The 25,645-nt window shown below is 29.3% G+C and carries 26 protein-coding genes; 19 read left to right on the forward strand and 7 right to left on the reverse strand.

Features of this window, described 5'->3' with window-relative positions; translation table 11 throughout:
* Position 1: 1 nt before the first annotated feature.
* Positions 2-658 carry a Crp/Fnr family transcriptional regulator gene (locus KQI41_RS02365; protein ID WP_216584769.1) on the reverse strand — a complete coding sequence of 219 codons (657 nt, stop codon included), beginning with the start codon at positions 656-658 and terminating at the stop codon, positions 2-4.
* Between the two features lie 88 nt (positions 659-746).
* Between KQI41_RS02365 and KQI41_RS02370 the strand changes: the two genes are divergently transcribed.
* Together KQI41_RS02370 and KQI41_RS02375 are read left to right on the forward strand one after the other, a co-directional pair.
* A complete protein-coding gene (locus KQI41_RS02370) occupies positions 747-1,229 on the forward strand; it encodes a permease (RefSeq protein ID WP_216584770.1) in 483 nt (160 codons plus the stop codon).
* Positions 1,226-1,942, forward strand: a complete 717-nt coding sequence (locus KQI41_RS02375; RefSeq protein ID WP_216584771.1) for a permease — start codon at positions 1,226-1,228, stop codon at positions 1,940-1,942. The genes KQI41_RS02370 and KQI41_RS02375 overlap by 4 nt, the downstream gene beginning before the upstream one ends.
* Before the next feature lie 105 nt (positions 1,943-2,047).
* Here the strand turns inward: KQI41_RS02375 and KQI41_RS02380 are convergent, their stop codons facing one another.
* Positions 2,048-2,581: a DUF6512 family protein gene (locus KQI41_RS02380; RefSeq protein ID WP_216584772.1), complete on the reverse strand. Its 534-nt coding sequence runs from the start codon at positions 2,579-2,581 to the stop codon at positions 2,048-2,050.
* A 132-nt stretch (positions 2,582-2,713) separates the two neighbouring features.
* Between KQI41_RS02380 and mnmL the strand changes: the two genes are divergently transcribed.
* Positions 2,714-3,622, forward strand: coding sequence for a tRNA modification radical SAM protein MnmL/YtqA (gene mnmL / locus KQI41_RS02385; RefSeq protein ID WP_216584773.1), 909 nt, complete (start codon positions 2,714-2,716; stop codon positions 3,620-3,622).
* Positions 3,623-3,707: 85 nt separating this feature from the next.
* Entirely contained in the window at positions 3,708-5,300 is a 1,593-nt protein-coding gene (locus tag KQI41_RS02390) for a muramidase family protein (RefSeq protein WP_216584774.1), read from the forward strand.
* Between the two features lie 198 nt (positions 5,301-5,498).
* Here KQI41_RS02390 and KQI41_RS02395 read toward each other — a convergent pair whose 3' ends face one another.
* A complete protein-coding gene (locus KQI41_RS02395) occupies positions 5,499-6,602 on the reverse strand; it encodes an IS4 family transposase (protein ID WP_195838079.1) in 1,104 nt (367 codons plus the stop codon).
* A gap of 143 nt (positions 6,603-6,745) precedes the next feature.
* A complete protein-coding gene (locus KQI41_RS02400) occupies positions 6,746-7,603 on the reverse strand; it encodes a CPBP family intramembrane glutamic endopeptidase (RefSeq protein WP_216584775.1) in 858 nt (285 codons plus the stop codon).
* A 182-nt stretch (positions 7,604-7,785) separates the two neighbouring features.
* Here KQI41_RS02400 and KQI41_RS02405 point away from each other — a divergent pair, with 182 nt between their 5' ends.
* On the forward strand, positions 7,786-8,748 hold the full coding sequence (locus KQI41_RS02405) for a hypothetical protein (protein WP_154443113.1): 963 nt from the start codon (positions 7,786-7,788) through the stop codon (positions 8,746-8,748).
* Between the two features lie 97 nt (positions 8,749-8,845).
* Entirely contained in the window at positions 8,846-10,072 is a 1,227-nt protein-coding gene (locus KQI41_RS02410; RefSeq protein WP_154443114.1) for a DUF438 domain-containing protein, read from the forward strand.
* Positions 10,073-10,123: 51 nt separating this feature from the next.
* Here KQI41_RS02410 and KQI41_RS02415 read toward each other — a convergent pair whose 3' ends face one another.
* The gene (locus KQI41_RS02415; protein WP_216584776.1) at positions 10,124-11,053 is read right to left on the reverse strand and encodes a TDT family transporter; all 930 of its coding nucleotides are present in this window, start codon (positions 11,051-11,053) and stop codon (positions 10,124-10,126) included.
* A 342-nt stretch (positions 11,054-11,395) separates the two neighbouring features.
* On the opposite strand from KQI41_RS02415, the gene KQI41_RS02420 reads away from it, so the two are divergent.
* Positions 11,396-12,331, forward strand: coding sequence for an LCP family protein (locus tag KQI41_RS02420; protein WP_154440756.1), 936 nt, complete (start codon positions 11,396-11,398; stop codon positions 12,329-12,331).
* Positions 12,332-12,345: 14 nt separating this feature from the next.
* Positions 12,346-13,368, forward strand: coding sequence for a type 2 isopentenyl-diphosphate Delta-isomerase (gene fni / locus KQI41_RS02425; RefSeq protein WP_216584777.1), 1,023 nt, complete (start codon positions 12,346-12,348; stop codon positions 13,366-13,368).
* Between the two features lie 62 nt (positions 13,369-13,430).
* Here fni and KQI41_RS02430 read toward each other — a convergent pair whose 3' ends face one another.
* The gene (locus KQI41_RS02430; protein ID WP_216584778.1) at positions 13,431-15,221 is read right to left on the reverse strand and encodes a DUF2207 domain-containing protein; all 1,791 of its coding nucleotides are present in this window, start codon (positions 15,219-15,221) and stop codon (positions 13,431-13,433) included.
* Between the two features lie 171 nt (positions 15,222-15,392).
* Between KQI41_RS02430 and KQI41_RS02435 the strand changes: the two genes are divergently transcribed.
* The 5 genes from KQI41_RS02435 to brnQ all read left to right on the forward strand — a co-directional run bounded on the left by KQI41_RS02435 (position 15,393) and on the right by brnQ (position 20,459).
* Entirely contained in the window at positions 15,393-16,397 is a 1,005-nt protein-coding gene (locus KQI41_RS02435) for an aspartate-semialdehyde dehydrogenase (RefSeq protein ID WP_154440753.1), read from the forward strand.
* 2 nt (positions 16,398-16,399) lie between these two features.
* The gene (gene dapA / locus KQI41_RS02440) at positions 16,400-17,272 is read left to right on the forward strand and encodes a 4-hydroxy-tetrahydrodipicolinate synthase (protein WP_154440752.1); all 873 of its coding nucleotides are present in this window, start codon (positions 16,400-16,402) and stop codon (positions 17,270-17,272) included.
* Between the two features lie 9 nt (positions 17,273-17,281).
* The gene (gene dapB, locus KQI41_RS02445) at positions 17,282-18,001 is read left to right on the forward strand and encodes a 4-hydroxy-tetrahydrodipicolinate reductase (RefSeq protein WP_216584779.1); all 720 of its coding nucleotides are present in this window, start codon (positions 17,282-17,284) and stop codon (positions 17,999-18,001) included.
* A gap of 102 nt (positions 18,002-18,103) precedes the next feature.
* Positions 18,104-19,084 carry a biotin--[acetyl-CoA-carboxylase] ligase gene (locus tag KQI41_RS02450; protein WP_216584780.1) on the forward strand — a complete coding sequence of 327 codons (981 nt, stop codon included), beginning with the start codon at positions 18,104-18,106 and terminating at the stop codon, positions 19,082-19,084.
* A gap of 91 nt (positions 19,085-19,175) precedes the next feature.
* Positions 19,176-20,459 (forward strand): branched-chain amino acid transport system II carrier protein, encoded by a 1,284-nt coding sequence (gene brnQ / locus KQI41_RS02455; protein WP_216584781.1) that lies wholly within the window; start codon positions 19,176-19,178, stop codon positions 20,457-20,459.
* Between the two features lie 14 nt (positions 20,460-20,473).
* On the opposite strand, the gene KQI41_RS02460 is transcribed toward brnQ, so the two are convergent.
* Positions 20,474-21,037: a biotin transporter BioY gene (locus KQI41_RS02460; RefSeq protein ID WP_154440749.1), complete on the reverse strand. Its 564-nt coding sequence runs from the start codon at positions 21,035-21,037 to the stop codon at positions 20,474-20,476.
* A gap of 215 nt (positions 21,038-21,252) precedes the next feature.
* On the opposite strand from KQI41_RS02460, the gene KQI41_RS02465 reads away from it, so the two are divergent.
* From KQI41_RS02465 to KQI41_RS02490, 6 genes are all read left to right on the forward strand, one after another.
* On the forward strand, positions 21,253-21,627 hold the full coding sequence (locus KQI41_RS02465; RefSeq protein ID WP_154440748.1) for a GntR family transcriptional regulator: 375 nt from the start codon (positions 21,253-21,255) through the stop codon (positions 21,625-21,627).
* Positions 21,628-21,629: 2 nt separating this feature from the next.
* Positions 21,630-22,475 carry a phenol-soluble modulin export ABC transporter ATP-binding protein PmtA gene (gene pmtA / locus KQI41_RS02470; RefSeq protein WP_216584782.1) on the forward strand — a complete coding sequence of 282 codons (846 nt, stop codon included), beginning with the start codon at positions 21,630-21,632 and terminating at the stop codon, positions 22,473-22,475.
* Between the two features lie 4 nt (positions 22,476-22,479).
* On the forward strand, positions 22,480-23,091 hold the full coding sequence (locus KQI41_RS02475; RefSeq protein ID WP_216584783.1) for an ABC-2 transporter permease: 612 nt from the start codon (positions 22,480-22,482) through the stop codon (positions 23,089-23,091).
* Between the two features lie 11 nt (positions 23,092-23,102).
* Entirely contained in the window at positions 23,103-23,765 is a 663-nt protein-coding gene (locus KQI41_RS02480) for an ABC-2 transporter permease (RefSeq protein WP_154440745.1), read from the forward strand.
* Between the two features lie 369 nt (positions 23,766-24,134).
* Complete coding sequence (locus KQI41_RS02485) at positions 24,135-25,460, forward strand: tetratricopeptide repeat protein (RefSeq protein WP_244971131.1); 1,326 nt, start codon at positions 24,135-24,137, stop codon at positions 25,458-25,460.
* On the forward strand, positions 25,457-25,642 hold the full coding sequence (locus tag KQI41_RS02490; RefSeq protein ID WP_216584785.1) for a hypothetical protein: 186 nt from the start codon (positions 25,457-25,459) through the stop codon (positions 25,640-25,642). Before KQI41_RS02485 ends, KQI41_RS02490 begins: the two co-directional genes overlap by 4 nt.
* The last annotated feature ends 3 nt before the right edge of the window (positions 25,643-25,645 follow it).

The raw sequence follows: 25,645 nt of genomic DNA on the forward strand, positions 1-25,645 counted from the left end.
ATCACCTTTTCTTCAAGATTATATTTTTAGAGTCATAATCTATTATTCCATCATTTTGCATTTTTCTTAATTCTCTTTGCAAAGAAGGTCTTTCTACACCAAATTTTTCGGCTAATTCCTTCTTTGAAATGGAGAGTTTGATTATATTGCTATTTTGCCTGTTGGATTCAAATATTAAGAAATCCATAAGTTTTTCTCTAATAGTTTTCATAGATAAAGAATTAATCTTAGTGGTTAAAACTAGGGCTTTATCTGAAAGGATTTCAAGAAAACCAGCTAGGAATATTTTGTTTTCATAACATAGTTCTAATACTAAATCTTTTTTTATTTTTAGCAATTTAGTATTAGTTTTAGAGATGATTGTCATTGGATATGTATTCTTATTAGAAAAGATTAAGTTTCCACCAAGCATGTCACCTGCAGAAAGAGAGACTATAGACAATATATTCCCGTTTTTATCTATATTCTGCACAATTACTTCACCTTCTAGAATTATATCCATGGTAATAGCCTTTTCATGTTGTAAATATATGATTTCATTTTTTCCATAGCTTTGGATTAAATATTTATCTACTAAAAATGAATATAACTCTTTAATACTGAAGTCTTTAAATAAAGAAATACTTAATATAATATCCATATAATTAAAAGTTTTCATAAATACCTCCAAAAAGTAACTATAGTTACTTTTTATTATACTATTGTAGTATATGATTTAAAAGTAGTAAATAGAAAGGAGAGATTTTATGGATATTTTTACAAAAGGACTTTGGATTATAACTTTAATTTGGTTTATCATCTCTATGATAAAAGACAAAGAGAGAACTATTAATTCTATGAAAAAATCAAGGAAAATGATGGGGAGTATGTTAGGTCAGATACTTGGAATATTATTTTTAATAGGATTAATACTCACCTTTATTCCACCAAATCTTATAAAAGATTATTTGGGTAATTCTAATACCTTGTTATCAACAATAATAGCTGCTTTACTTGGAAGTATAACACTTATTCCAGCTTTTGTTGCATTCCCATTAGTTGGTTCAATTGTGGATATGGGTGCTAGTATCATGCCAGCCGTGGCATTCTTGACTACCCTTACAATGGTTGGATTAGTAACATTTAATTTAGAAAAAAAAGAATTTGGAACTAAGTTTACTATAGTAAGAAATTTATTAAGCTTTGGATTTGCGATTATTATTTCACTATTAATGGGGGTAGTGCTATGATTGAGAGAATAAAGAAAAACTCATTTATATTTGGTATTATAGTCATATATATAATATTGTTTATTATAAATACTGAAAAAGCTATATTGTCTGTCAATAATACTGGATATTATTTGAAGGAAATGATTATTATAATGCCTGTAGTATTTTTACTTACAGGACTTATTGAAACATGGATACCTAAAAATATAATTATGAATGCTCTTGGTGAAAGTGCAGGATTAAAAGGTTCAGTTATTTCTTTGGCATTAGGTAGTATTTCTGCTGGACCTATTTATGCAGCATTTCCAGTATGTAAAACTCTACTTAAAAAGGGAGCAAGTGTTTCCAATATAGTAGTGATACTAAGTTCTTGGGCAGTAATCAAGATTCCTATGCTTGCTAATGAAGCAAAGTTCTTAAGCCCTAAGTTTATGATAACTAGATGGATTTTCACAACTATAGCTATAATCACTATGGGATATATCATAGGTAAAATAGTCAAAAGAGAAGATGTACCTTATGAAGATGAAATACTAGAAAAAGGAGAAATACAAATAAATACTAGTGCTTGTATAGGCTGTGGATTATGTACTAAGGAAGCACCTGAATATTTTAAGATTAAAAATAAAAAGGCAAGTTTAATAATTGATAAAATAAAAGATAATGAAGGAGATAAAGTAATAATAGCCATGGAGAAATGTCCTGTAAATGCTATTGAAATTGGAGAATAAATATGAAATAAAAAATCAGTAGAAATAAAAAAAGTTCTACTGATTTTTATATTTTTAGAGATTTTTATTGTTATGGTATGATAAATATATTATTGTATAACAAATTTATACTCCGTATTTCTTAGTATTATAATCCATAAATAAAGGTAGCTCTGGTGTATAAAATGTAAATAAAACGAAAATACATCCTATTAATATAAATAAACTAAACCATATAATATTAGAAGATTTACCAATATTTAATTTCATTAGTTTAAAACTAATTAATTGACAAATTACAGCACCTAATATAAAAAGACCAATATCCATAAATAAAATAGGTTTGTTTGTTATGGCAGTATAGAAATAAAAGGAAATTATAATAAATAACTCCATGGCAATAATTCCAATAGTCTTTGAAAAATAAAAATTCCTTACTTTATTTCTGACAAACCAATATTCAACAATAGAGAAAAGAAGCAGAGGAAAATATCCTAATTTAAGATGTTCCCAAACACTTTCATTAACAGCGCTGAATGACCCTACGATATAAGAATTACCAGACCATTCATAAGTAAAATGAAGTAAAGATCCTATTAAAACTATCCAAAGTATACCCCATAATTCCCATCTTTTTACATTGTTATAATTATCAAACATAAAAAATCCCTCCTATTATTTATACTATTCCCATATTATGCAATAGAATGATATTGGATATAAAAAATGGATTGTCTAATATGGATTTATCTGATAAAATTTATGATATTTTATAGAAGTGGAGATAAGAGTATGTCAAAGAGATATAATACACTAAATGAAGAATTGAAAAATAAATTTGGTACTAAGGTAATGAAACTATCTTTAGACGGTGGATTTACTTGCCCCAACAGAGATGGTACTGTTGGTACTAAGGGGTGTATATTTTGTGGTGAAGAGGGTTCAGGAGAATTTGCAGGAAGTAGAACTTTTTCTATAAAAGAACAGGTAGAAGAGCAGAAAAGACTTCTATGTAAAAAATGGAATACAGATAAATATATAGTATACTTTCAAAATTTCACAAATACATATGGTTCAATTGAAAGACTAAAAACCTTATATTATGAAGCTGTAAATATAGAAGGTGTTGTAGGTATTGCCATAGCCACAAGGCCAGACTGTTTAGATGAAGAAGTTCTTGATTTATTAGAGGATTTAAATAGACAAACTTATTTATGGATAGAGTTGGGGTTACAAACTATTCATGAAAGAACTTCTAATTTTATTAGGAGAGGCTATCCTTTATCCGTATATAATGAAGGAATAGAGAATTTAAAAAAGCGAAGTATTAAAGTAGTAACCCATATAATATTAGGATTACCAAATGAGAGCAGAGGGGAAATCTTAGAGACAGTAAAATATGTGGCAAATACAAATACTTGGGGAATTAAACTTCATTCTCTATATATCCAGAAGGATACAGATTTATATGATTATTATCTAAAAACCCCATTTGATATAATGACAAGGGAAGAATATATATCTTTAGTAGTAGATGCTTTGGAGTTAATGCCAAAGGATATGGTAATTCATAGAGTAACTGGTGATGGTAAAAGGGAATTACTTCATGAACCTATATGGAGTTTAGACAAGTTAAGAGTACTATCTTCCATAGACAAAGAGCTAAAAACAAGAGATTCTTATCAAGGTAAAAGAATATAATATTTTGAAATACTCACTGTAACCCTTCTTTATAAATTTGCATAGTATATTAATGCAAAGAATAATAAAAGAAGGGTGGGTCAATATGTGTAATAATAGAGCATGTCCAACAGGAAGTTTTTCTTATACGATAAAATCAGGAGATACACTTTATAAGTTGGCAATGACTTATAATACAACAGTGGAAGCCATAATGAAGCTGAATCCTGGAATTAATCCTAATAATTTACAAATAGGACAAAGAATTTGTATACCAGAAGGGACAACTCCACCGAAACAATGTCCAACAGGGAGTTTCTCTTATACAATAAAGTCAGGAGATACATTATATAATTTAGCGATTAAATATAATACAACGGTAGAAGCTATAATGAAGCTGAATCCAGGAATTAATCCTAATAATTTACAAATAGGTCAAGTGATTTGTATACCACAAGGAACAACTCCACCAAGACAATGTCCAACAGGAAGTTTTCCTTATACAATAAAATCAGGAGATACACTATATAAGTTGGCAATAACATATAATACAACAGTAGAAGCTATAATGGCAATAAATCCAGGAATTAATCCTAATAATCTACAAATAGGTCAAGTGATTTGTATACCACAAGGAACAACTCCACCAAGACAATGTCCAACAGGAAGTTTTCCTTATACAATAAAATCAGGAGATACACTATATAAGTTGGCAATAACATATAACACAACAGTAGAAGCTATAATGGCAATAAATCCAGGAATTAATCCTAATAATCTACAAATAGGTCAAGTGATTTGTATACCACAAGGAACAACTCCACCAAGACAATGTCCGACAGGAAGTTTTCCTTATACAATAAAATCAGGAGATACACTATATAAGTTGGCAATAACATATAATACAACAGTAGAAGCTATAATGGCAATAAATCCAGGAATTAATCCTAATAACCTACAAATAGGTCAAGTGATTTGTATACCACAAGGAACAACTCCACCGAAACAATGTCCGATAGGAAGTTTCGCTTATACAATAAAATCAGGAGATACGCTATATAACTTAGCAATAACATATAACACAACAGTAGAAGCTATAATGGCAATAAATCCAGGAATCAATCCTAATAATCTACAAATAGGTCAAGTGATTTGTATCCCGATGGGTAGCCCTGTACCACCATGTAATGGAGTATATTATACAGTAAGACCAGGGGACACTCTATATAGTATAGCAATGATGTTCAATGTATCTTTACAAGCATTGATGGCAGCAAATCCTGGAGTTGATCCTAACAACTTACAAGTAGGTCAATTGATTTGTGTTCCTAAGACAGAAATACCTTGTCCAGGTGGAGTAATTCACACTGTTACAGCTGGAGAAACAGCAGTAGATATAATGTTAAGATATAATATATCATTAACAACTTTAGCAGACGCAAATCCAAACGTAGATTTAAATCACTTGAGAGTGGGGCAAGAATTATGTATAATGCCACATCAAGAAATGGGATGTCCTTGTCCACCTAAATATAAGCAATATAAAATAGATCAATGTGATGTACCGACAACTGGTTCTATAATAGCAGCATTGGCACAAAAATTTAACACAACAGTTGCAGAATTATTAATAGCAAATCCGACAATGTCCCCTGGTGATTTTGTAGTAGGAAAAATAATCTGCGTACCAGGAATGTAAAAAAAAGCCTCCTTTGGATTCTAGTGTTGCATTTAGGAAACAATTAAATATTGACAAAGTGAGAATCCCTTGGATGATATAAATTACATCCAAGGGATTCCTAATTCTACAGTGTAATACATAATTGTCTAATATTACCATATAGGGAGCTAAAAGTGCTACAAGGCTAATTAACAATCATCCAATTTTATCCAAGTATTATCCCGTCAATAAATATTCTATACTTTCATTGAAATTCTCTAATATATTTACTTTTATAATCCTTGTAAGAACTAGCATTGATAATTTAGAGTTTATTTTCATCTTAAAAATATATAACAGCATATACATTATCAAGGCAGTATATATTTGGATCTTTATAGCATTTTCAGAATACCCGATACACTTCTTTATTTTAAGATTTTGTTTAATCCACTTAAAGAACAACTCTATTTTCCAACGTTTCTTATATAAAGCTATTATTCCTTCTGCTGGTATATCAAATATATTTGTTACAAGTCTAAATTCTTCCTCGTTTTCATCAAAAGTTAGGATTTCCCTATATGTGTGCTCGGTTTTATTCTTACTATATTCAGTTCCCATTGTAATTTCATAATCAAATATTAAATCATTTTCCACATAGGTGCTTTTGATTTCTTCAACACAGGCATTAGATACCTGCCTTGTTATAAATTTATATTTATCATCAGTTAATTTATCATACCATTTATAATCAGAATATCCTCTATCAAATAGATATATAGCATCCTTATTATTAATCATGTCATCTATACATTTTCTATCATTTACTTTTCCTGATACTATGTGTATCTTTTCAGGGAAATCGCCATTAAAAAGAGTACTTACTTTAACTGCCGAACGTTTCTGTTTATTATCATAACGAAATTCTTTAACAAAATTGAAAGGCAAATCTATCATAGTAGAGTCTATAATTTTAATTATTGGAAGATCCTTATTGATACGCTGAAGACCAAACATTTTTGTAGCCTTGTTTACTATATGATAGTAAAGTTCCTCGAAAACCCTATAATCCCTGTTAGCATTCTTTCTTGAAAATTGGGAAACACTTGGTACATTAATCATTTTTCTTAATTTATTATTATTTGAGATATTAGTTTGCAGTTCCCTCAAACTATTTAAACCCTTTAACTGAAAGAAAAGCATTGCAAGTAGGTGTGAAGAAGTATCAAAATGCTGCGTCCTGTAATCTGTATTATATTTTTTGACAAGCATATTTAGTATATTACCATTAATTACTTGTGTTATTTTATCAAAAAATATTTTATTATTATTTATATACATGAAAAAGAACCTCCTTGGTGTATGGTTTCTCGATAATTCCATTAAACCAAATGAGGCTCTTTTTTTCATTAATCAAATTTTACCATGTCAACTGGTATTTTTTATTTTGATGCAACACTAGAATCCTTTGGAGGCTTTTTTTATCATATATTAAGTATGATTAATATACTAAATCCTATAAATATAATTGTAGATATTAAAAGTGGAAAACCAAATATTTTTTCTTTAGAAAAACCTCTATTTTCCTTTGTAGATATATTATTCACCTTAAATAGTAATCTAAATAGTTTGATTAAAAATACAAGACCTATTAAAGCAAATATAACTAATCCTATAAAATTTGGTTCTGCAATAGATGTTTCTTCAGGTACTACAGGATATAAATAATCAATAATTAAAGGAAGTCCATTATTGATTGTATGAATAAGCATACCTGCAAATATAGAATTTGTAGCATATACAAGATAAGAAGCAATTATTCCTGCTATAAATGTATGGAAAAATTGAAAAGAGTTCAGATGTAACATTCCAAACATAAATCCATTCATTATAGCTGCAACTAACCTAGATTTATTTCTATATCCATCTAAAATAATTCCTCTCATTAAAAGTTCTTCTAAAATAGCTGGAGTTATGGCTATAAGAAAAAAGTTAATGGTTAAAGACTCGTGAGAGTTTTGAGAAACAATATTGGCTAAAGTATCTCCAAAGAAGTAAATATATAATTCCGCCATCAAAAGTATAATAGGTAAAACTGAAACCCATATACAAACTATAATAAATATGCTTTTTAGATTTAACATATTAGGCTTTAATATTCTCTCTATATTGGATTTGTTTAAAAACAAGTAAATACTTATAGGTATTAGAAATGCTATATACTGATAATAATTTGGGTTAATAGGCATGAACTGAATAAATACAGACCATAAAACAACACCAAGAAAAAAATTATTTACCTGAGAAACAGATTTCTCTTCTCTTAAAACTTTGATATCCATATCCTCACCCCTTTAGACTATATATATAATTATATAATAAAATCTCATAAAAAAGTATTACTTTATAGGAATGGAAAGTTTTACTTCTATTTTTCTCAATTTGTAATGGAATTGTAAAGACTTATAATTATAGCTTGGGTATAATAGATATAAATTCAATTATAAATGAAAGTGGTGATAATGTGAAAAATAGAAAGAGTATATTTATTGTATTCATGTCTATGATTCTAGTTTTAAGCCTTGCAGGTTGCAAAAAAAAGAATCCGGAAAAAGCTGATCCATCTAAAAACCCAACAGAAGCTGTAAATAATTCCTCTGATACTGAAAAGGATAAGGCAACCATAATGAAGGAATTCGACAGTGCTTTGAAAACAAATGACTTAAGCAAAATAGTAAAGTTTGTTGATGATAATATAGAAGGCCTTTCCCAAATAGAGGGAGATAGAATGGTATTAGATTTAGAAACAGCTCTAGAAGAATCTCTAAATGCTATAATGGATAATATATTTGAGATAGACTCTAATGGAGAACTAATGAGTATTGCGGGAACTGAACTTTTCTTTCCAGAGGACAAGGTTAAAGATATAAAGAATGACGAATTAAAAAAACAAATAACTCAATTATTGGAGAATAAATATAAACTTATAAATTTAGAGGGAAACTTCTATCCAGTGACAGATTATGAAAAATTAAAAAAATACAACAATTATGTTTCAAATGAAGTAAAGGAATATATAGAAATAAAAGCAATGGATTCAAATACTCCAGTAGTAATAGATGCCGGACTTCAAATATCTTATGATGACTTAGCATCAAGAATAGTAAAAACTGAAAACTATATACAGCAGTATTCAGGAGTCAAAAGATACGAAGAAGTATTAAGGCTTTACAGAGGGAAGCTAGCTCTTTATTTAGATGGAGTGGATAATACACCTATATCTGATAATACTACAAATAAAATTCATAATGATATATTAGAAAGCTATAAGAAAACTGCAAATATAAAGGATTCGGTAACTGCACATATAGTAAATAAATATATTAATGTTATTGAAGAAAATGATCTTATAATAAATAAAGCAGTTCAAGATGAAGTTGTATCCCTTGTAAATGAAGCAATATCAATACTAGAAGTAACTAAATAAGGAAATACCCCTTTAATAAGGGGTATTTTTTGTATTTGTGAAATATATTGATGTTTAAGGGTATAATATTTTACAAATAGCTTTAAGGAGTGAGAATATGAGTGAATTAATTAATAATAGAGAATATAGGCAAGAAAAACTAAAGGAAGTCATAAGGGAGTTACATGAAGGCAAGACTGTAGAAGAAGTAAAAGCGAAGTTTGCCCAAGTGATTCAAGGTGTAACAGCAAAGGAAATATCTGAAATGGAAGTACAACTTGTAAAAGAAGGACTACCTATAGAGGAAATTCAAAACCTTTGTAATGTTCACGCAGAAGTATTTAAAGGTTCCATAGAGGAAATTCACCATCCCGAAGAAGTACCAGGTCATCCAGTCTATACCATGAGACAAGAAAACAAAGCAATAGAAGATTATATAGAAGGTACAATGAAACCTAATTTAGGTAGATTTGAAGATGACGACTCAAAAGAAAATATACTGGCTTTAATAGCAGATGTAAATTTATTATGGGATATTGACAAACATTACAGTAGAAAGGAGAACTTAATATTCCCATATCTAGAAAAGTATGGAATAACATCTCCTCCAAAAGTTATGTGGGGTGTAGATGACGAAATAAGGGCAATGATTAAAGCTGTTAAGCTATCTTTAACTTCATATAAAGGAAATAAGGAAGAAGTATTAAAGAAAGCAGAAACTGCTTTAAATGAAATAAAGGAAATGATATTTAAAGAAGAAAGTATATTGTTTTCAATGTGTTTAGATACCTTAACGGAAGATGAATGGATCAATATATATAATGAATCAGATGAAATAGGGTATGCAATAATTGCTCCAGAAGAGAAATGGCACAGAGCAAGACTAGATGTGGAAGAAAAGGTAAAGGAAGAAACTGAAGGAACAAATGTAGATAAGGGTTATATAAAATTTGAAACAGGAATTCTGTCAACTAAGGAAATCAACCACATATTTAATACTATACCAGGAGATATGACCTTTGTAGATAAAGATAATATAGTTAAATATTTCTCTCAAGGAAAAGAAAGAATATTCGCTAGAACTAAGGCAGTAATAGGCAGAACTGTAGAAAACTGTCATCCCCCAGCATCAGTAAATGTTGTGGAGAAAATAGTAAACTCTTTTAAATCTGGGGAGAAGGATAGCGAAAGTTTCTGGATTAAAATGGGAGATAAGTTTGTAATGATTAGTTACTATGCTGTAAGAGATGAAAACGGAGAGTTTTTAGGGACATTGGAATTTTCTCAAGATATAGCTCCTATTCAAGCTATTACTGGAGAAAAGAGATTGTTGTCAGAAGAATAAATAAGAAAAAAACCACCAATTGGTGGTTTTTTATGTTCATAGAAGGTTTTCTTACTTTGCAGTTTCAGGTTTTGCAAATAAAAAGCTTATATATCTAACTAGTACATAAAGAACAATAGCCACACCTAAGAATTCCTCAAATTTTACAATATACTTTAATATAGATATTGGTTTTCCTAAATTAGTTAAAAATCCATTAGTAAGTTTAATTGAAATTCCACTGATAACCAATGGGAATGTAAATGCTGAGTAAGATGGATAAAACTTTAAACTAAGTAGTTTAGGAAGTTGTAGCAATACAAATAAATATGATAATTGAGATAAAGCCAGTAAGAACCAAACTATAAAAATGTTTTTGTCTTGAAATGAATTCATATATCCAGCTAAACAAAGAGCAACGGGTGCTGTAAATATTGCCATAGTTGGTAACGCTGGTTCTGGTATCTCTTTAACTTTAACAATTCTTTTAAGTACTGCTGGTAGTAGTAGAAAGTAGGATATAAGTCCAAACCAAAATAAGATTTTTCCTATACTTTCCATGCCGAAGGCTGGGGCAGTAACAGAACCTACTACTATACCTACATAAACAATAAACCAAGAAGGAAAAACTTTTTTGATATTAAAGTTTACTAAATAATTTTTTGAGAAAATAATTATTAGAACTGCGTGAAGAACTAAACCTACAATCCACACAGCAAATCCTATAGTTGGTACAATAGGTTTAATATATGTGGATAAAAGCATAATTCCCATAGAAAGAGTAGGAAAAACACTTGCAACCACTGGGTTTTCTAGGGCTTCAGATACTCCTTTTGGAAACATAATAATCTTAGCCAATATAAGAAGCAAAATGATTGCGGATAAAGCGCCAAAAATATTTCTATAAATTTCACCATAAGATAATACTAAGTTTCCTGTTGCTGCTAAAGCTAACATTAGTCCCACAATAGGTACGGGTAGTTTTTTAATGATTTCCTTCATTTAGACATCTCCTTTTCTCTGAATTTAAACAATATCTTCCTTCAGTAGACTATCATAAAACTATATTCAAATCCAATAGAAAATATCTATAGAAAAAAATATACTATAAGTAAATTTATATTAAAGACTTAGATATATTGATTTCTAGGACTGTTATTAAGTTGCCAATTATTACATTGATTATTAAATTATCGTCAATAAAATAGGCTGAATAACATATCTTTTATTTACCAAATCATTGTTGTATCCAAATTGTAACGTTTTCTAGTATATTTATAATTGTAATTATTCTTTATATGTAGTATTATTTAATGTATAACTTAAAATACTTGAGGTGTGATGATGAAGAAAAAATTTATATTATCATTTATAATATCTTTTGCATGCTTTGCATTGGTATTTGGTTTCTTTGGTGAAAAGATATTCTCTAAAAATAATACAACTGTGGCAACAGGGGAAGAAGACAACACAGAGAATAATACTGATGAAGATGTAATCGAACCCAAGAATGAAGAAGAGATACTATTTTTATTAATGGGTGTAGATGCAAAGGATGTTAAAAAGTCCAAGGGGACCCGTACTGACACCATGATGCTTTTTAAGGTTAATTTAGAAACAGGTGGAATAAACTTACTATCCATACCTAGAGACACTAGAGTAAAAGTAAGGAATACAGAAGATAAAATTAACCATGCTCATGCTTTTGGCGGACCAGAACTTACTATGCAGACAGTAAGAGATTTCCTTAATTTAGATATTGATTATTATGTAAAGGTTGACTATAAAGCAGTAATGGGAATTGTAGACGCCATAGGCGGAGTAGAGATAGATGTACCAAAAAATATGAAATACTCCGACCCAACTTGTGATCCGCCTTTAAATATAAATTTAAAAAAGGGCTTGCAGGTGCTAGACGGAAAGAAATCCCATGATTTCCTAAGATATAGATCAGGATATGCAGAAGGAGATATTGGAAGGATTAAGGCACAGCAAATGTTTATGAAAGAAATGATAAAGCAAACCTTAAAGCCTAAAAATATTTTAAAGTTACCAAAATTGGTTAACACTTATTTTGAATATGTAGATACAAATATCCCTTTAAATGTTATACTAAAAGGAGCAAATGCAGCAAGAAAAATAGATATGGAAAATATGAAGACGAATACAATTCCAGGATATGATAAAAAGATTTCCAAAATAGATTATTGGATATATGATAGGGAACAAACAGAAGAAATTGTTAAAGAGATGTTTGGAGACTATTTATTAGATCAATAGATAGAGGTGGAAACATGAGAAAAATAAGGAAAAAAGAGCATGTTGAGAACTATTTGAGGACAACCTATAAGGGAAATACATTGTTTGAAGATGTATTTATAGAGCATAATTCATTACCAAATCTAGATTTCAATCATATAGATACAACAACAAGTTTTTTAGGAAGAACAGTAGGCTACCCTATTATTATAAATGCAATGACAGGTGGGGCAGAATTTTCTCAGGAAATTAATCAAGATTTAGCACTTATTGCTAAAGAGTATAATATTCCCATGGCAGTAGGATCACAGACCATAGCATTATGTGATGATGAGGAATGCCGAGAATCTTTCACTATAGTTAGAGAAATAATAGGTGATGAGGGGATTGTTATAGCAAATCTTAATGCTCAATCATCTATAGATGAAGTAAACAAAGCCTTAGAGATGGTAAAGGCAGATGCAATACAATTACACCTAAATCCAGCCCAAGAAATAGTCATGTTAGAAGGAGATAGGGATTTTAAGGGTATATTGGAAAATATTGAAACAATAGTGAAAACCATAGATAAACCTGTTATAGTAAAAGAAGTTGGATTTGGCATATCAAAGGAAGCTGCATCTAAATTATATAATATAGGTGTTAGAAATGTTGATATATCAGGTTTTGGTGGAACTAATTTTATTGAAATTGAAAATATTAGATATAATAGTATAGATTTTTCAGAACTTTACTCATGGGGCATACCCACAGCACTATCTTTAATTAAATGTAGAGAATTGCCAGAGGACTTAAATATAATTTCTAGTGGTGGCATAAGAAATAGTATGGATATTGTAAAATCTCTGATTCTTGGTGGACAAATGGTAGGAATATCTGGTGAAATTTTATCTTACCTTCTACATGGAGGATATGAAAATGCCAAGGATTATATGGAAGCAACTACACATAAAATGAAAATAATAATGCTTTTATTAGGCAAGAAAAATATTCAGGAGTTAAAAACTACAGAATATAAGATACTGGGAAATTTAAAAGATTTACTAAACGGTAAATAATAATAAAAAAGGAATTTGGATTAATCCAAATTCCTTTTTTATTATTGGTGAACTGTTACCAGTTAAAATCCTCCTGCACCTCCACCACCAGCACCTCCTCCTCCTCCGCCAGAGAAGCCACCACCACTACCAATAGAACTTGAATTAGTAGTTGAAGAACCAGGATAAAAGGAAGAATTAAATCTATCTTCAAACATGGAACCTCCATATTTATTAGTTAAGAAATATAAATATGCCCAATGACTGGGATTGTAAGATTCTTGGAAGTTATCTCTGAAATTATCTATGGTTTTCATAGGTAATCCTAAAGCTAAGGCATATATCAATATCCTATCAGTTGGTATATTGGTATCATAGTCTTTAAGTATATCTCTATTTTTAGATAAATCTCTTTTTATATCTTTCCATATTAAATATTGAATATATCCCTTATCAGATTTTCTAAAAAGAAGAACTATAGAATAGAAAAATATAGGTACTGATAGTAAAAGAGGGATAATACCGTAAAGAGAATCAAAAGTCAGAGAAAGCAGTCCTAAAATAAGAGAAATTATACCAAGAAAAAGTACGAACCATCCCCATTTATGCCCTCTATCGTCATAATAGCCCTGTGACTTTACATCGGATCTTACTTCATTTTGCCAAGCTAAAAGCTCTTTATTAAATTTAGTATAACTAGACTTTCTATAATCCTCTATATCTTTTGTGGATACTTTTTGTCCATTTCCAATATGGTTAAACAGCCAATTGAAGATATATTTTTCATGAGAAGTTAAATCAAAATCAGAGTTTTTAGTTTTTCTAAATAAAAAATCTTTTTTCTTTTTTTTGGAACTCTTTTGAGACGTTTCTATTTCTTCAACGGTTAAAAATCCTTTTCTTGCTAAATCAAAGATTGTTGTCATTAAGGATCTAGAGTCTATAATGTTCTGGAAAAATAATCGCAATTCAGCAGGGGTAATGTCATTGAGTGAAAAGTAAGAAGAACTACTATCTATATTTCTTCTAAACTTATTAAATACAAACCCTATAATAGCAACTCCTAATGCTGTAAATATAAGGGATATATTGCCAAAAAGAGTTTTATTTTTAGCTCTTGATTCAGCTTTCTTTTCAATTGACCTAATAAGAACTAGTTCTTCATCCATTATATTTTCAAAGCTACTATTTCCAATGTTTTCACTAGCACCTATGAAGTCAGGAGGAAACAGTATTCTTCCTTCTACAAAGGTTTCAGCAGGCACATTAAATACTTCTAATTCTATTAAATTATCTTCTAAAAAATCAATTGTTCCATGGAGAGGACCATGTGCAAATATTTTAGTCTTTTCTCTATCTATCTTAGGTAAAGTGATTTTAGCAGAGAAATACTCAATTGGAGTAGCATTTTCCTTACCTATGAATTTATAATATAACTCTCCAATGTCTTTATGTCTAATTGCCACATTTTTAACTGTGTAATTAATTCTAAAGGTTTTTTCTTCATTATTAGATGGAGAAAATATCATTAATTCCAGAGTATCCTTCTTCTTTGCAGCAGTAAATACGTTTTTATCACCTTTTTTAGCAGAGTCTACTAATGTATAAAAAATTTCATCATTATCTTCTAATTGAGATAGTTTTAAATTTTCAATTCCATCAGTATTTGTTAAGACTATGTTTCTATACACTCCATTGAATTTATCCCTAAAATCAAATGTAATATCTTCTGAAATAATTAAGTCACCATTTTCATTTAAAGTAGAAAATACTGTCCAACTTCTAATACCTAAAGTATCATCGGCAAAACTTACACTAGATATAGAAAGTATTAGTATAATAAGAATCAAAAGAGAGATTTTTTTATTTAGCAAAATTACCACCTCCAAATTTCATATATTTATTATATTATATATTATAATCATAAATACAAGCTAATATTTAGAAAGTTTTTCATATAATGATAATAGGCTTTAATAAGATTGCCTAGAAATCCTAAAAGATATATAATATATCTACAAAAGAACTAAGGGAGGAGTGACAAAATGGGTTTAAAGATTGGAATAGTAGGTGCTACTGGTGCTGTTGGACAAAAAATGATAGAAGTAATATTGGAAAGAAATATAGATGTAGATAATTTTAGATTATTCGCATCTAAAAATTCAGCTGGAAAAATAGTGAAACTTAGAGATAAAGATATGACAGTAGAACTATTAACTGAAGAGGTTATGAAAGAAAAGTATGATTATTTGTTATTTGCAGCAGGTGGAAGTATATCAGAAAAGTTTGCACCTATTGCAGCAGATGCAGGTAATATAGTAATAGATAATTCCTCACATTTTAGAATGATGGAAAATATACCTTTAGTAATACCAGAAGTGAATTCTCATGTACTAAGAGGATATAGAGGAATAATAGCAAATCCAAATTGCTCCACCACACAGATGATAGTAGCCATAGCTCCAATATATAAGAAATATGGAATAAAAAGAATTGTAGTATCTACCTATCAAGCAGTATCAGGAAGTGGTTACAAGGCTATTGAAGAACTTGAAAATCAAATTAAAGATAAAGATTATCCAAATAAAGTATATACAAGAAAAATTGCAGGAAATTGTATACCCCATATTGACGTCTTTAATGAAAATGGATTTACAAAGGAAGAGTTAAAGATGGTATATGAAACACATAAGATATTAGATGATGAGTCCATAGAAATAAATCCTACAGCTGTTAGAATTCCAGTTTTCTATGGTCATAGTGAGTCCGTATATCTAGAACTTAAAGAAGAAGTAAATATAAAGGAAATAAGAAGTTTATTGGAGAAGGCAGAAGGAATAGTATTAGAAGATGAACCTAGTGAAAATAAATATCCTACACCACTTCAAGCAGAGAATACAGATTATACTTATGTAGGAAGATTAAGAAAAGATATTTATGACCCTAAGGGGCTATCTCTTTGGGTAGTAGCAGATAATCTTAGAAAAGGGGCAGCTACTAATGCTGTTCAAATTATAGAAGCTATAGAAACTATAAAATTGGAGGGATAATTATGTTTAAAGGAGCAGGTGTTGCAATAGTTACTCCATTTAAAGATGGAAAATTTCATAAAGAAGCTTATGAAAGATTGATTGAGTTTCAAATTCAAAATAAAACTCAAGCATTGATAGTGCTAGGTACAACTGGAGAAGCTTCAACTATTAGTTATGAAGAAAGAGAAGAAATTATAAAAACAGCTGTAGAAAAAAATGCAAAGAGAATTCCAATTATAGTAGGTACTGGCTCAAATTCTACTGAAACTTCAGTAAAGTATACTAAACAAGCAGAGGAACTGGGAGCAGATGGAATATTACTTGTAACTCCATATTATAATAAATGTACAAATAAAGGTATGATAGCACATTTTACAGAAGTTGCAAAGAATACAAAATTACCAGTTATATTATATAATGTTCCTGGAAGAACAGCAGTAAATATACCACCAGATGTAATTGTAACTATGTCCAAGGTAGAAAATGTAATAGGAGTTAAGGAAGCCAGTGGAAATATATCACAAGTACTAGAAATAAAAAGATTGGTATCAGAAGATTTCATGATCTATTCAGGTAATGATGACCAAGTAATACCTGTATATGCTTGTGGTGGTCATGGAGTGATTTCTGTAGCATCAAATATAATTCCTAAAGAAATGCAGGAAATGTGTGAAGCTTTTATGGAAGGAAATGTTGCTGAAGCTTTAAAAATTCAATTAGAATATAAGAAATTGATAGATTTATTATTCTCAGAAGTAAACCCAATACCAGTTAAGGCAGCTCTATCAGAAATGAGATATATTGAGGATCAATTGAGATTACCTCTTACATCTATGGAGGAGGGCAATAAAATAAAATTAATCCAAGAGATGAAAAGACTAAATCTAGTTTAGGAGGAAAATATGGATTTATTAATCAATGGAATAGAGGGGAAAATGGGAAGTACTATTAAGGAGTTGGCAATGGAGGACTCCTATTGGAATAATATATATGGCATATGCAGAAAAGTTCCAGTAATAGGGGATAATATTAACTTTGATATATTATTAGACTTTACCCATGAGTCCACTTTAGATAAGGTACTGAGTATTGGTTTAGATAGAAATATCCCTGTTGTAATAGGTACTACAGGATATAATGAAGAACAATTAAAAAAGATACAAGTAACTTCCACAATGATTCCTATTCTTTATGCTACTAATATGTCTATGGGTATGAATTTATTATTTAGTCTAGTAGAACAGACGGCTAGGATATTAGGTCAAAAAACTGATATTGAAGTAATAGAGTCTCACCATAATAGAAAGAAGGATGCTCCTTCAGGCAGTGCAGTTACAATAGTAGAGTCCATAGAAAGAGGATTGGGAGAACAGAGAAATCATCAACATGGAAGAGTTGGAGAATGTCCCAGAGAAAAAGGAGAAATAGGAATCCACTCTTTAAGAGCAGGAAATATAATAGGATTTCATGAAGCTGGTTTTATTGGAGAATTAGAAGCCATAAAAATTAGCCATGAGGCTTATGATAGAAAGGTATTTGCCAGTGGAGCATTGGAGGCAGCAAAGTTTCTTATAGGTAAAGAACCGGGATTATATACTATGAGAGATGTACTGCATTTATAAATAATGAAAGTGAATGATGAATGGTGAATAGTTTTAAGTGAAAATTTATGGTCTTTTAACTATTCACTATTATCTATTTACTATATTTTAGGTGGTGATATATTGAAACAAAAAATTTTAAATATGCTAAAGAATGGTGAGGATTTTATTTCAGGTGAAGAAATATCTAAGGAGTTTCATATGACCCGTGCAGCCATATGGAAATATATCAATGCTTTAAAAGAAGATGGATATAATATAGAATCTGTACCTAGTAAAGGATATAAAATAATATCCTTGCCAGATATTTTGACGTTGGAAGAAGTTGAACCCTATTTAGATACAAGCTTTATAGGCAGAAATATAAAATATTTTGATACCATAGATTCTACTAATAAAAAGGCTAAGAAAATAGCCTTTGACGAAAATGAAGGAACCGTTGTAATTTCAGAAGAGCAAACAGAAGGAAAAGGAAGATTGGGCAGACATTGGGTATCTCCAAAAGGAAAAGGTATATGGATGAGTATAATCCTAAAACCTAAGGTGGACCCAATTAAGGTATCAAAAATAACTTTGTTAGGGGCAGCAGCTGTACATAAGGCATTGAAAAATATGAATATAGAATCTCAAATAAAATGGCCCAACGATATACTAATAGATGGCAAAAAGATTTGTGGAATACTTACTGAAATGAACTGTGAGTTAAATATGATTAATTATGTAGTAATGGGTATCGGGATAAATGTTAACTTTAACCAAGAAGATATACCTGTGGATTTGAAAGATAAAGCCATGTCAATTAAAATAAGTAAAGGTATAGAAATAAATAGAAAAGAATTATTAGGAAATATTATAAATGAATTTGAAAAACTATATATTGATTTTAGAGATAAAAAGAGTATTTCTAAGGCAATAAAAGTATGTAGAGAAAGCTCTGCACTAATTGGTAAAGAAGTGAGAATAATTAAAGGGGAAGAAGAAACACTAGGTAAGGTCTTAGACATCAATGAAGAGGGAGAATTAGTAGTAGAATTTCAAGATGGGACAGTTGATAATATCTATTCAGGAGAAGTTTCTGTTAGAGGCTTAAATGGATATATTTAACAACCTTTTTTGATAGAATCAAAAAGGGTTGTATTGTTTTCAAACTTGTGTTACAATTTGAATAATTACAAAATTGTAGCGAGGTGTTGTTGTGAAAAAGAAAAATGATGCACTTATTTTAGGAGCGGCATTATTCTCCATGTTTTTTGGAGCAGGAAATTTAATATTTCCACCATTTTTAGGACTTTTAGCGGGACAAAAATGGAATTGGTCTATGTTTGGATTTTTTATTACAGGAATTGGGTTACCACTTTTAGGAATAATTGCTTCAGCTAAAGCTGGAGGAGATGTGGACAAACTAGGTAGAAGAGTTTCACCGTTGTTTAGTAAATTTTTAGGCATAACAGTGGTTTTAGCCATAGGTCCATTATTAGCAATTCCAAGAACAGGAGCAACTGCTTTTGAAATAGGGGTTTTACCATTGATGCCCAATGGCAATCCTGTTATATTTTCCATAATATATTTTGGTATAACTTTATTATTGGTTATAAAGCCAAATGACGTAATAGATAAAATAGGAAAAGTATTAACACCTGCTTTACTGATTCTATTGATTTTAATCATAGTTAAGGGAATAGTTGATCCTATGGGTATGCCTGTGCCAGAAGACTTTGCAAGACCTTTTTCTGAAGGGTTTATTAGTGGGTATCAAACCATGGATGCCTTAGCTTCCATATTATTTGGTGGAATTATAACTACATCACTTATTCAAAGTGGTTATAATGATGAAAAGGAACAAATGAAGATGACTAAAAAGGCTGGTTTAATAGCAGTATCAGCTCTTACTTTAGTTTATGGCGGACTAGGATATTTAGGAGCAACAGGAGGTTCATTATTTTCAAAGGATATAGAAAAGGTAGATTTAATAGTAAATATAGCAAATAATTCCTTAGAGAGCTTTGGAAAAATAGGTTTAGGAGTAGTTGTATCCTTAGCATGTTTAACTACTACAATAGGACTTACTGCTACAGTTGGGCAATATTTTAATAAAATAAGTAATGGTAAATTAAAATATGAAACCTTAGTAATAGGAACAACTATATTTAGTGCTCTTATGTCCATAAGGGGAGTAGAATCAATAATAGGATTTGCAGAACCAATACTTGTGTTTATGTATCCAGTTGTAATTGTAATGATATTACTTACTATGATTCTAGGAAAAGAACCTAATAAAAATATTTACAAACACGCAGTATATGCAACACTAATAGTCAGTACTTTAGAATTATTAAATAGATTTGAAATATGGAAGATTACAAATATAGTAGAACATTTACCTTTAGCTTCATGGGGCTTAGCATGGTTACTTCCTGCAATAATAGGAGCTGTTATAGGAACATTTTTACCAAACAAACCAGATATTCAAGTAAATTAAAAATCAGGGTTATCTTAATTCAAAGATAACCCTGATTTTTTAAGTATTGGTAAAATTTTTGCAGTAGCTACTGAAGCTATAATAAACTTAAAAAGGTCTCCAGGGAGAAAAAGAATACAACCCATATTAAGAATTGTACCAAAGGATAAACCCTTTCCCATTACTATATTTAATATATAGTACATATAAGGTAACCCAATTAAATATGCCACTATAGTTCCTACAAAAGATCCAATCCAAATATTGATTTTTGAAGAAGATTTTCCACAATGCGAAATCAATCCTGCAATATAGGACACAAATATAAAAGAAATAATAAATCCAAAACTAGGTGCCATTATAGATTGAAGCCCACCAGTAAATCCTGCAAATATAGGTGCACCTGCTAGTCCCAAAAGTACATATACTATTTGTGATAAAGGACCTAGTTTGGGACCTAATATAAGCCCGGATAAAATCACAAATAAGGTTTGCATTGTAATAGGTACTTCTCCAAAAGGGATACTAACCATAGCTCCCACAGCAGTAAGTCCTGCAAACATAGCAACTAAAGACATTTCTCTTACGGATATTTTCATTTTACCCCTCCATTGTCAACTAAAATATGATTATATGTTTACAATAAGATAATATATTAATTTGTAAATATTGTCAACTGAAATATAATTTTAAGTTTACAAGTTGAAATTTAATACTTTAAAATATTGACAGATAAAAAATATAAGTATATACTGTACATATAGGAAATATACAGTATATACAAACATAACAGTTTGTTCTAAGGAGGGATATTATGAGAATAATAGTATCTAATTCATCTAGTGAGCCTATATATGAGCAGATAGCCAGTCAAATCAAGGGAATGATAATAAAAGGAGAATTGGAAGAAGGGGACGCACTACCTTCCATTCGTGGACTGGCAAAGGACCTTCAAATATCTGTTATTACAACTAAGAGGGCATATGAAGAATTAGAAAAAGAAGGATTTATAGAAACTATGCAGGGAAAGGGCTCCTTTGTGGCTATGCAGAACAAGGAATTAATGAAAGAGAAAAAACTAAAGGTTATAGAAGAAAAATTAACAGAAGTAGTAGCAGAATCCAGACTACTAGGACTTGAATACAAAGAAGTAAAAGAAATGCTGAAGATTTTATTTGAGGAGGAGTAAATATGTTAGAGATAAAGAATGTATCCAAAAAATTTGAGAAATTTAAGCTTAATGATATATCCTTCAACCTAGAATCTGGATATATAATGGGGTTTATTGGACCAAATGGAGCAGGTAAAAGCACTACTATAAAGCTTATAATGAACTTACTAAAAAAGGATTCTGGAGAAATAAAGATATTTGGAAAAGACCATATAGACTTTGAAAGAGAAGTAAAAAATAGAATAGGATTTGTATATGATGAATCCTATTTTTATGAAGATTTGACTATTAAGCAAATGAAAAATATAATAGCGCCTTTTTACAAGGAGTGGGATGAGAAGCTGTTTAATAAATATATAAAGGATTTTAATCTAGATTATACACAAAAAATAAAGAAATTATCTAAAGGTATGAAGATGAAATTTTCTTTAGCAACAGCATTATCTCACAATGCAGATTTGATAATTATGGATGAGCCAACATCTGGTCTTGATCCGATTTTTAGAAGAGAAATACTAGATATACTATATAGTGTTATCCAAGATGAAAATAAATCTATATTCTTTTCAACTCATATAACTACAGATTTAGAAAAAGTAGCAGATTATATTACCTTTATAAATAATGGAGAAATAGTTTTTTCTAAATCTAAAGATGAAGTTTTAGAATCCTATGGAGTAGTAAAAGGTGGGAAAGATTTATTAGATGGAGATACAAGAAAAGAATTTATAGGAATTCGAGAGACTAATGTTGGATTTGAAGGATTAGCAGAAAACCCACAAAGATTGAAAAAGATATTTGGCAGTGAGATATTGATTGAAAGACCAACACTTGAAGATATTATGATTTATAGTGTAAGGAGGTAGAAAGATGTTAAATTTAATCAAAAAAGACTTCTTGTTAGCCTTTTCTAGTAAATCAACTTTGATATTTATAATATTATATGTACCATTCATTCTATTTACAATAGGTACGGATAATAAATTCATAGGTAGTCTAATGATATATACATTTGTATATATGCTGACAACTATATCTTTTGGTTATGATGCACAAGTAAAAACCCATATATTATTGCAATCCTTACCAATTAGAAAAAGAGATATAGTTATTAGCAAATATTTATCTATATTTATAAATTATACAATAGGATTTGTTATTACTGGGAGTTATTTGTGGATAATTAAACTCTTAGGATTTATAGATGTGGATACTTTCAATCTTTCTCTTGTGGAATCTACCTTACCTATAATATTACTGTCATTATCCATATCATTACCTGCACTTTTTAGATTGCCACCTAAAATAGCCAATATTATAAATATGTTTATATATATAGGTATTATGAATTTTGTTATTATACCATTCAGTCAATATGGTAATTTATTAAATGGATTAGGGTTACTAATTATAGCGGTTATAGTATATTTTTTATCCATGGGAATATCTTTATGGCTATATGAAACAAGGGACTTTGTGTAGGAGGGATAGCAATGAAACAACTGGTAATAAAGGATATGCGATTATTAAAAATTATAAATCTAGTTATACTTTGCGGGGGAATATTATTTGGATATATTGGGGTGAGCATAGACCATATATATAAATCTAAGCTTGTATATGGATTTGCCATGTTTATAATGGTATATATAGTTTCAATGTTTTCCACTCAATATGATGTAAAAGGAAAAACAGATATGATGTTAAATTCATTTCCAGTGGATAGATATGATATTGTAAAATCAAAATATATATCTATGGGACTATATATTTTATTTATAACTGGCGTCGTCTTTTTATCTTCTAATATATCTAGAATTATATTTAGCACCACAATATCAGGAAATCCTGCAACCATATGGGATGTATCATTTATAATTGGATTATCCTTAGTATTTTTCTCTATATACTTACCATTTCACTATTACAATGTAGGAAAAGCCCAAGCATTTAATCAAATTTTTTATATTATACTTATTATATTACCAAATGTAATAAGTAAATTTAGTAAAAAGATTGAAAATACAGAGATATTTCAAGGTATAATAAATATGGATTGGAAAATAGTGATTCTTATGTTTGTAAGTATTGGAGCAATAATGTATTTAATATCCTTACAAATTTCAAAAAATATATATAAAGGAAAAGAATTTTAAAATATATTAAAAGCCTACAATAATCACTGTAGGTTTTTAATATATTTTTATATTAATATGAAAAAACAAACAAAAATAGACAAAAAAGTACTACGGATATTGATTTATCTGTATAATGAAGATATACTGAAAAATAAACATATATCCAATGAAAGAAAAAACATGAAAAATTATTTTCGATAAAATATGACAAAAAATATCGAATATTGTAAAAATAAATATATTGACTATATAATCCATAATATGGTTTAATAAAGTAATATATAATAATCATATTGTGGATTTAATAAATATTTTACTACCAATACAACTGGGATAATTCTGAAACATATAATTAAATACTAGATAGGAGTGATATGCTTGGACACAATGAAGATAGGGTCCAATAATCATAGAAATACTTTGGAAAGAATCATAGAGAGATTAGATATAGGGGAATCAGAAATGGTTTTAAAAGATAAGACTGATAACTTGCTAAAATCAATAGGAACTGAGGAAGTTCCTCTAAAAATAGATGATGCACAATTAATATGCAAAGAAATAAATAAGATATTAGAGGAAAAGAATATAGATTTAATTATAGACCCAGAAGATTTATTAAATTCTAGAAGATATGAGGCAAAGGAAAGAGTAGAGGAATATATTGCAGAGTTGGACAAGCATAAAAATCAAAAGGATTATATTATTGATTCAGATGATTTAGATGATATAGAGTTTCTTTTAAATGAATACGATCTTATGGATAAAAAAATTAAGGCATATGAGATTATAGGAGATATATATTTTAATTCTAGAAATTATGAAAAAGAATATGAATATATGTGTAAAGCTTGGGAGCTAACCACTAGATACCCTAAGCGAAAGCTAAACTATAGAATAATGATAAAACTTGCCAATAACTATATTGATAGAGGAAAATATCAAGATGCTATTGCATTATATCAAAAAGCTTTATTAAATGTTGATGATATACCTGAAAGGTATTTAATACATTTATATTATAACTATGCTTTAGCCTACTATAGATTAAAGCTTTATTCACCTTCTTTAGAAATAATTTCAGATTTATTATGTTGTACAGAGAGGAAAGATTATGATTTATGGAGAATGGCATATAATCTTCAAGGATTATGTTATTTTGAAATGAAAGACTATGAATCAGCTTTAAGTAGTTATAATAATGCACTTCAAGTTTTGACCTTTACTGGATATAGTGATATTAAATATTTAATATATGGAAATATAGCAGAAGTGTATCTTAAACTAAATGATATAAATCGTACTAATATATATTTAGATATGATATTAAGAGATATTGCTGAGTTAAATAAGAATAGTGATTTATATTATAAAATATCTCATAGGGTAGCTTACATTTATGAAAACTTAGGAGAAATCGAAAAAGCAGAAAAGCATTATAGAGAATCTTTAGAATATGCAAAGAGAAATGTTCATCAGAACTATATTTCTAAGAATATCTTGTCTTTAATAGAATTAAACAAGAAAGTGAAAGTTAAAGATATTTGTCAAGTAATAGAACAGTATAATGATGATATTTTATTTGGAATAAAGTCTAATAATGATTCATCATTAATTTTCAAATGCTTAAAAACATATGTGGATAATAAAGAGTATAATAGGTTTGAAAAGCTAATTGATAATATAATAAAATATCAAGGAGGAGAAAGTAAATGAAGAAAAGAAAGTTAATATGTGCAGTTACATTAATGGTTTTACTGTTGAATTTATCCATGGTGGTATTTGCTGGAGATGATGCAGGTACAACTAGACCAAATAGTATCCCCTTGCCTATAGAAAGCCAAGAGCCTATAATCGGCTTTTTTGGTGATGATGCAGGTACAACTAGGCCAGACTAGTAA

Origin of the sequence: Tissierella pigra, assembly GCF_018917845.1 — a bacterium.
Taxonomy (GTDB): Bacteria; Bacillota; Clostridia; order Tissierellales; family Tissierellaceae; genus Tissierella; species Tissierella pigra.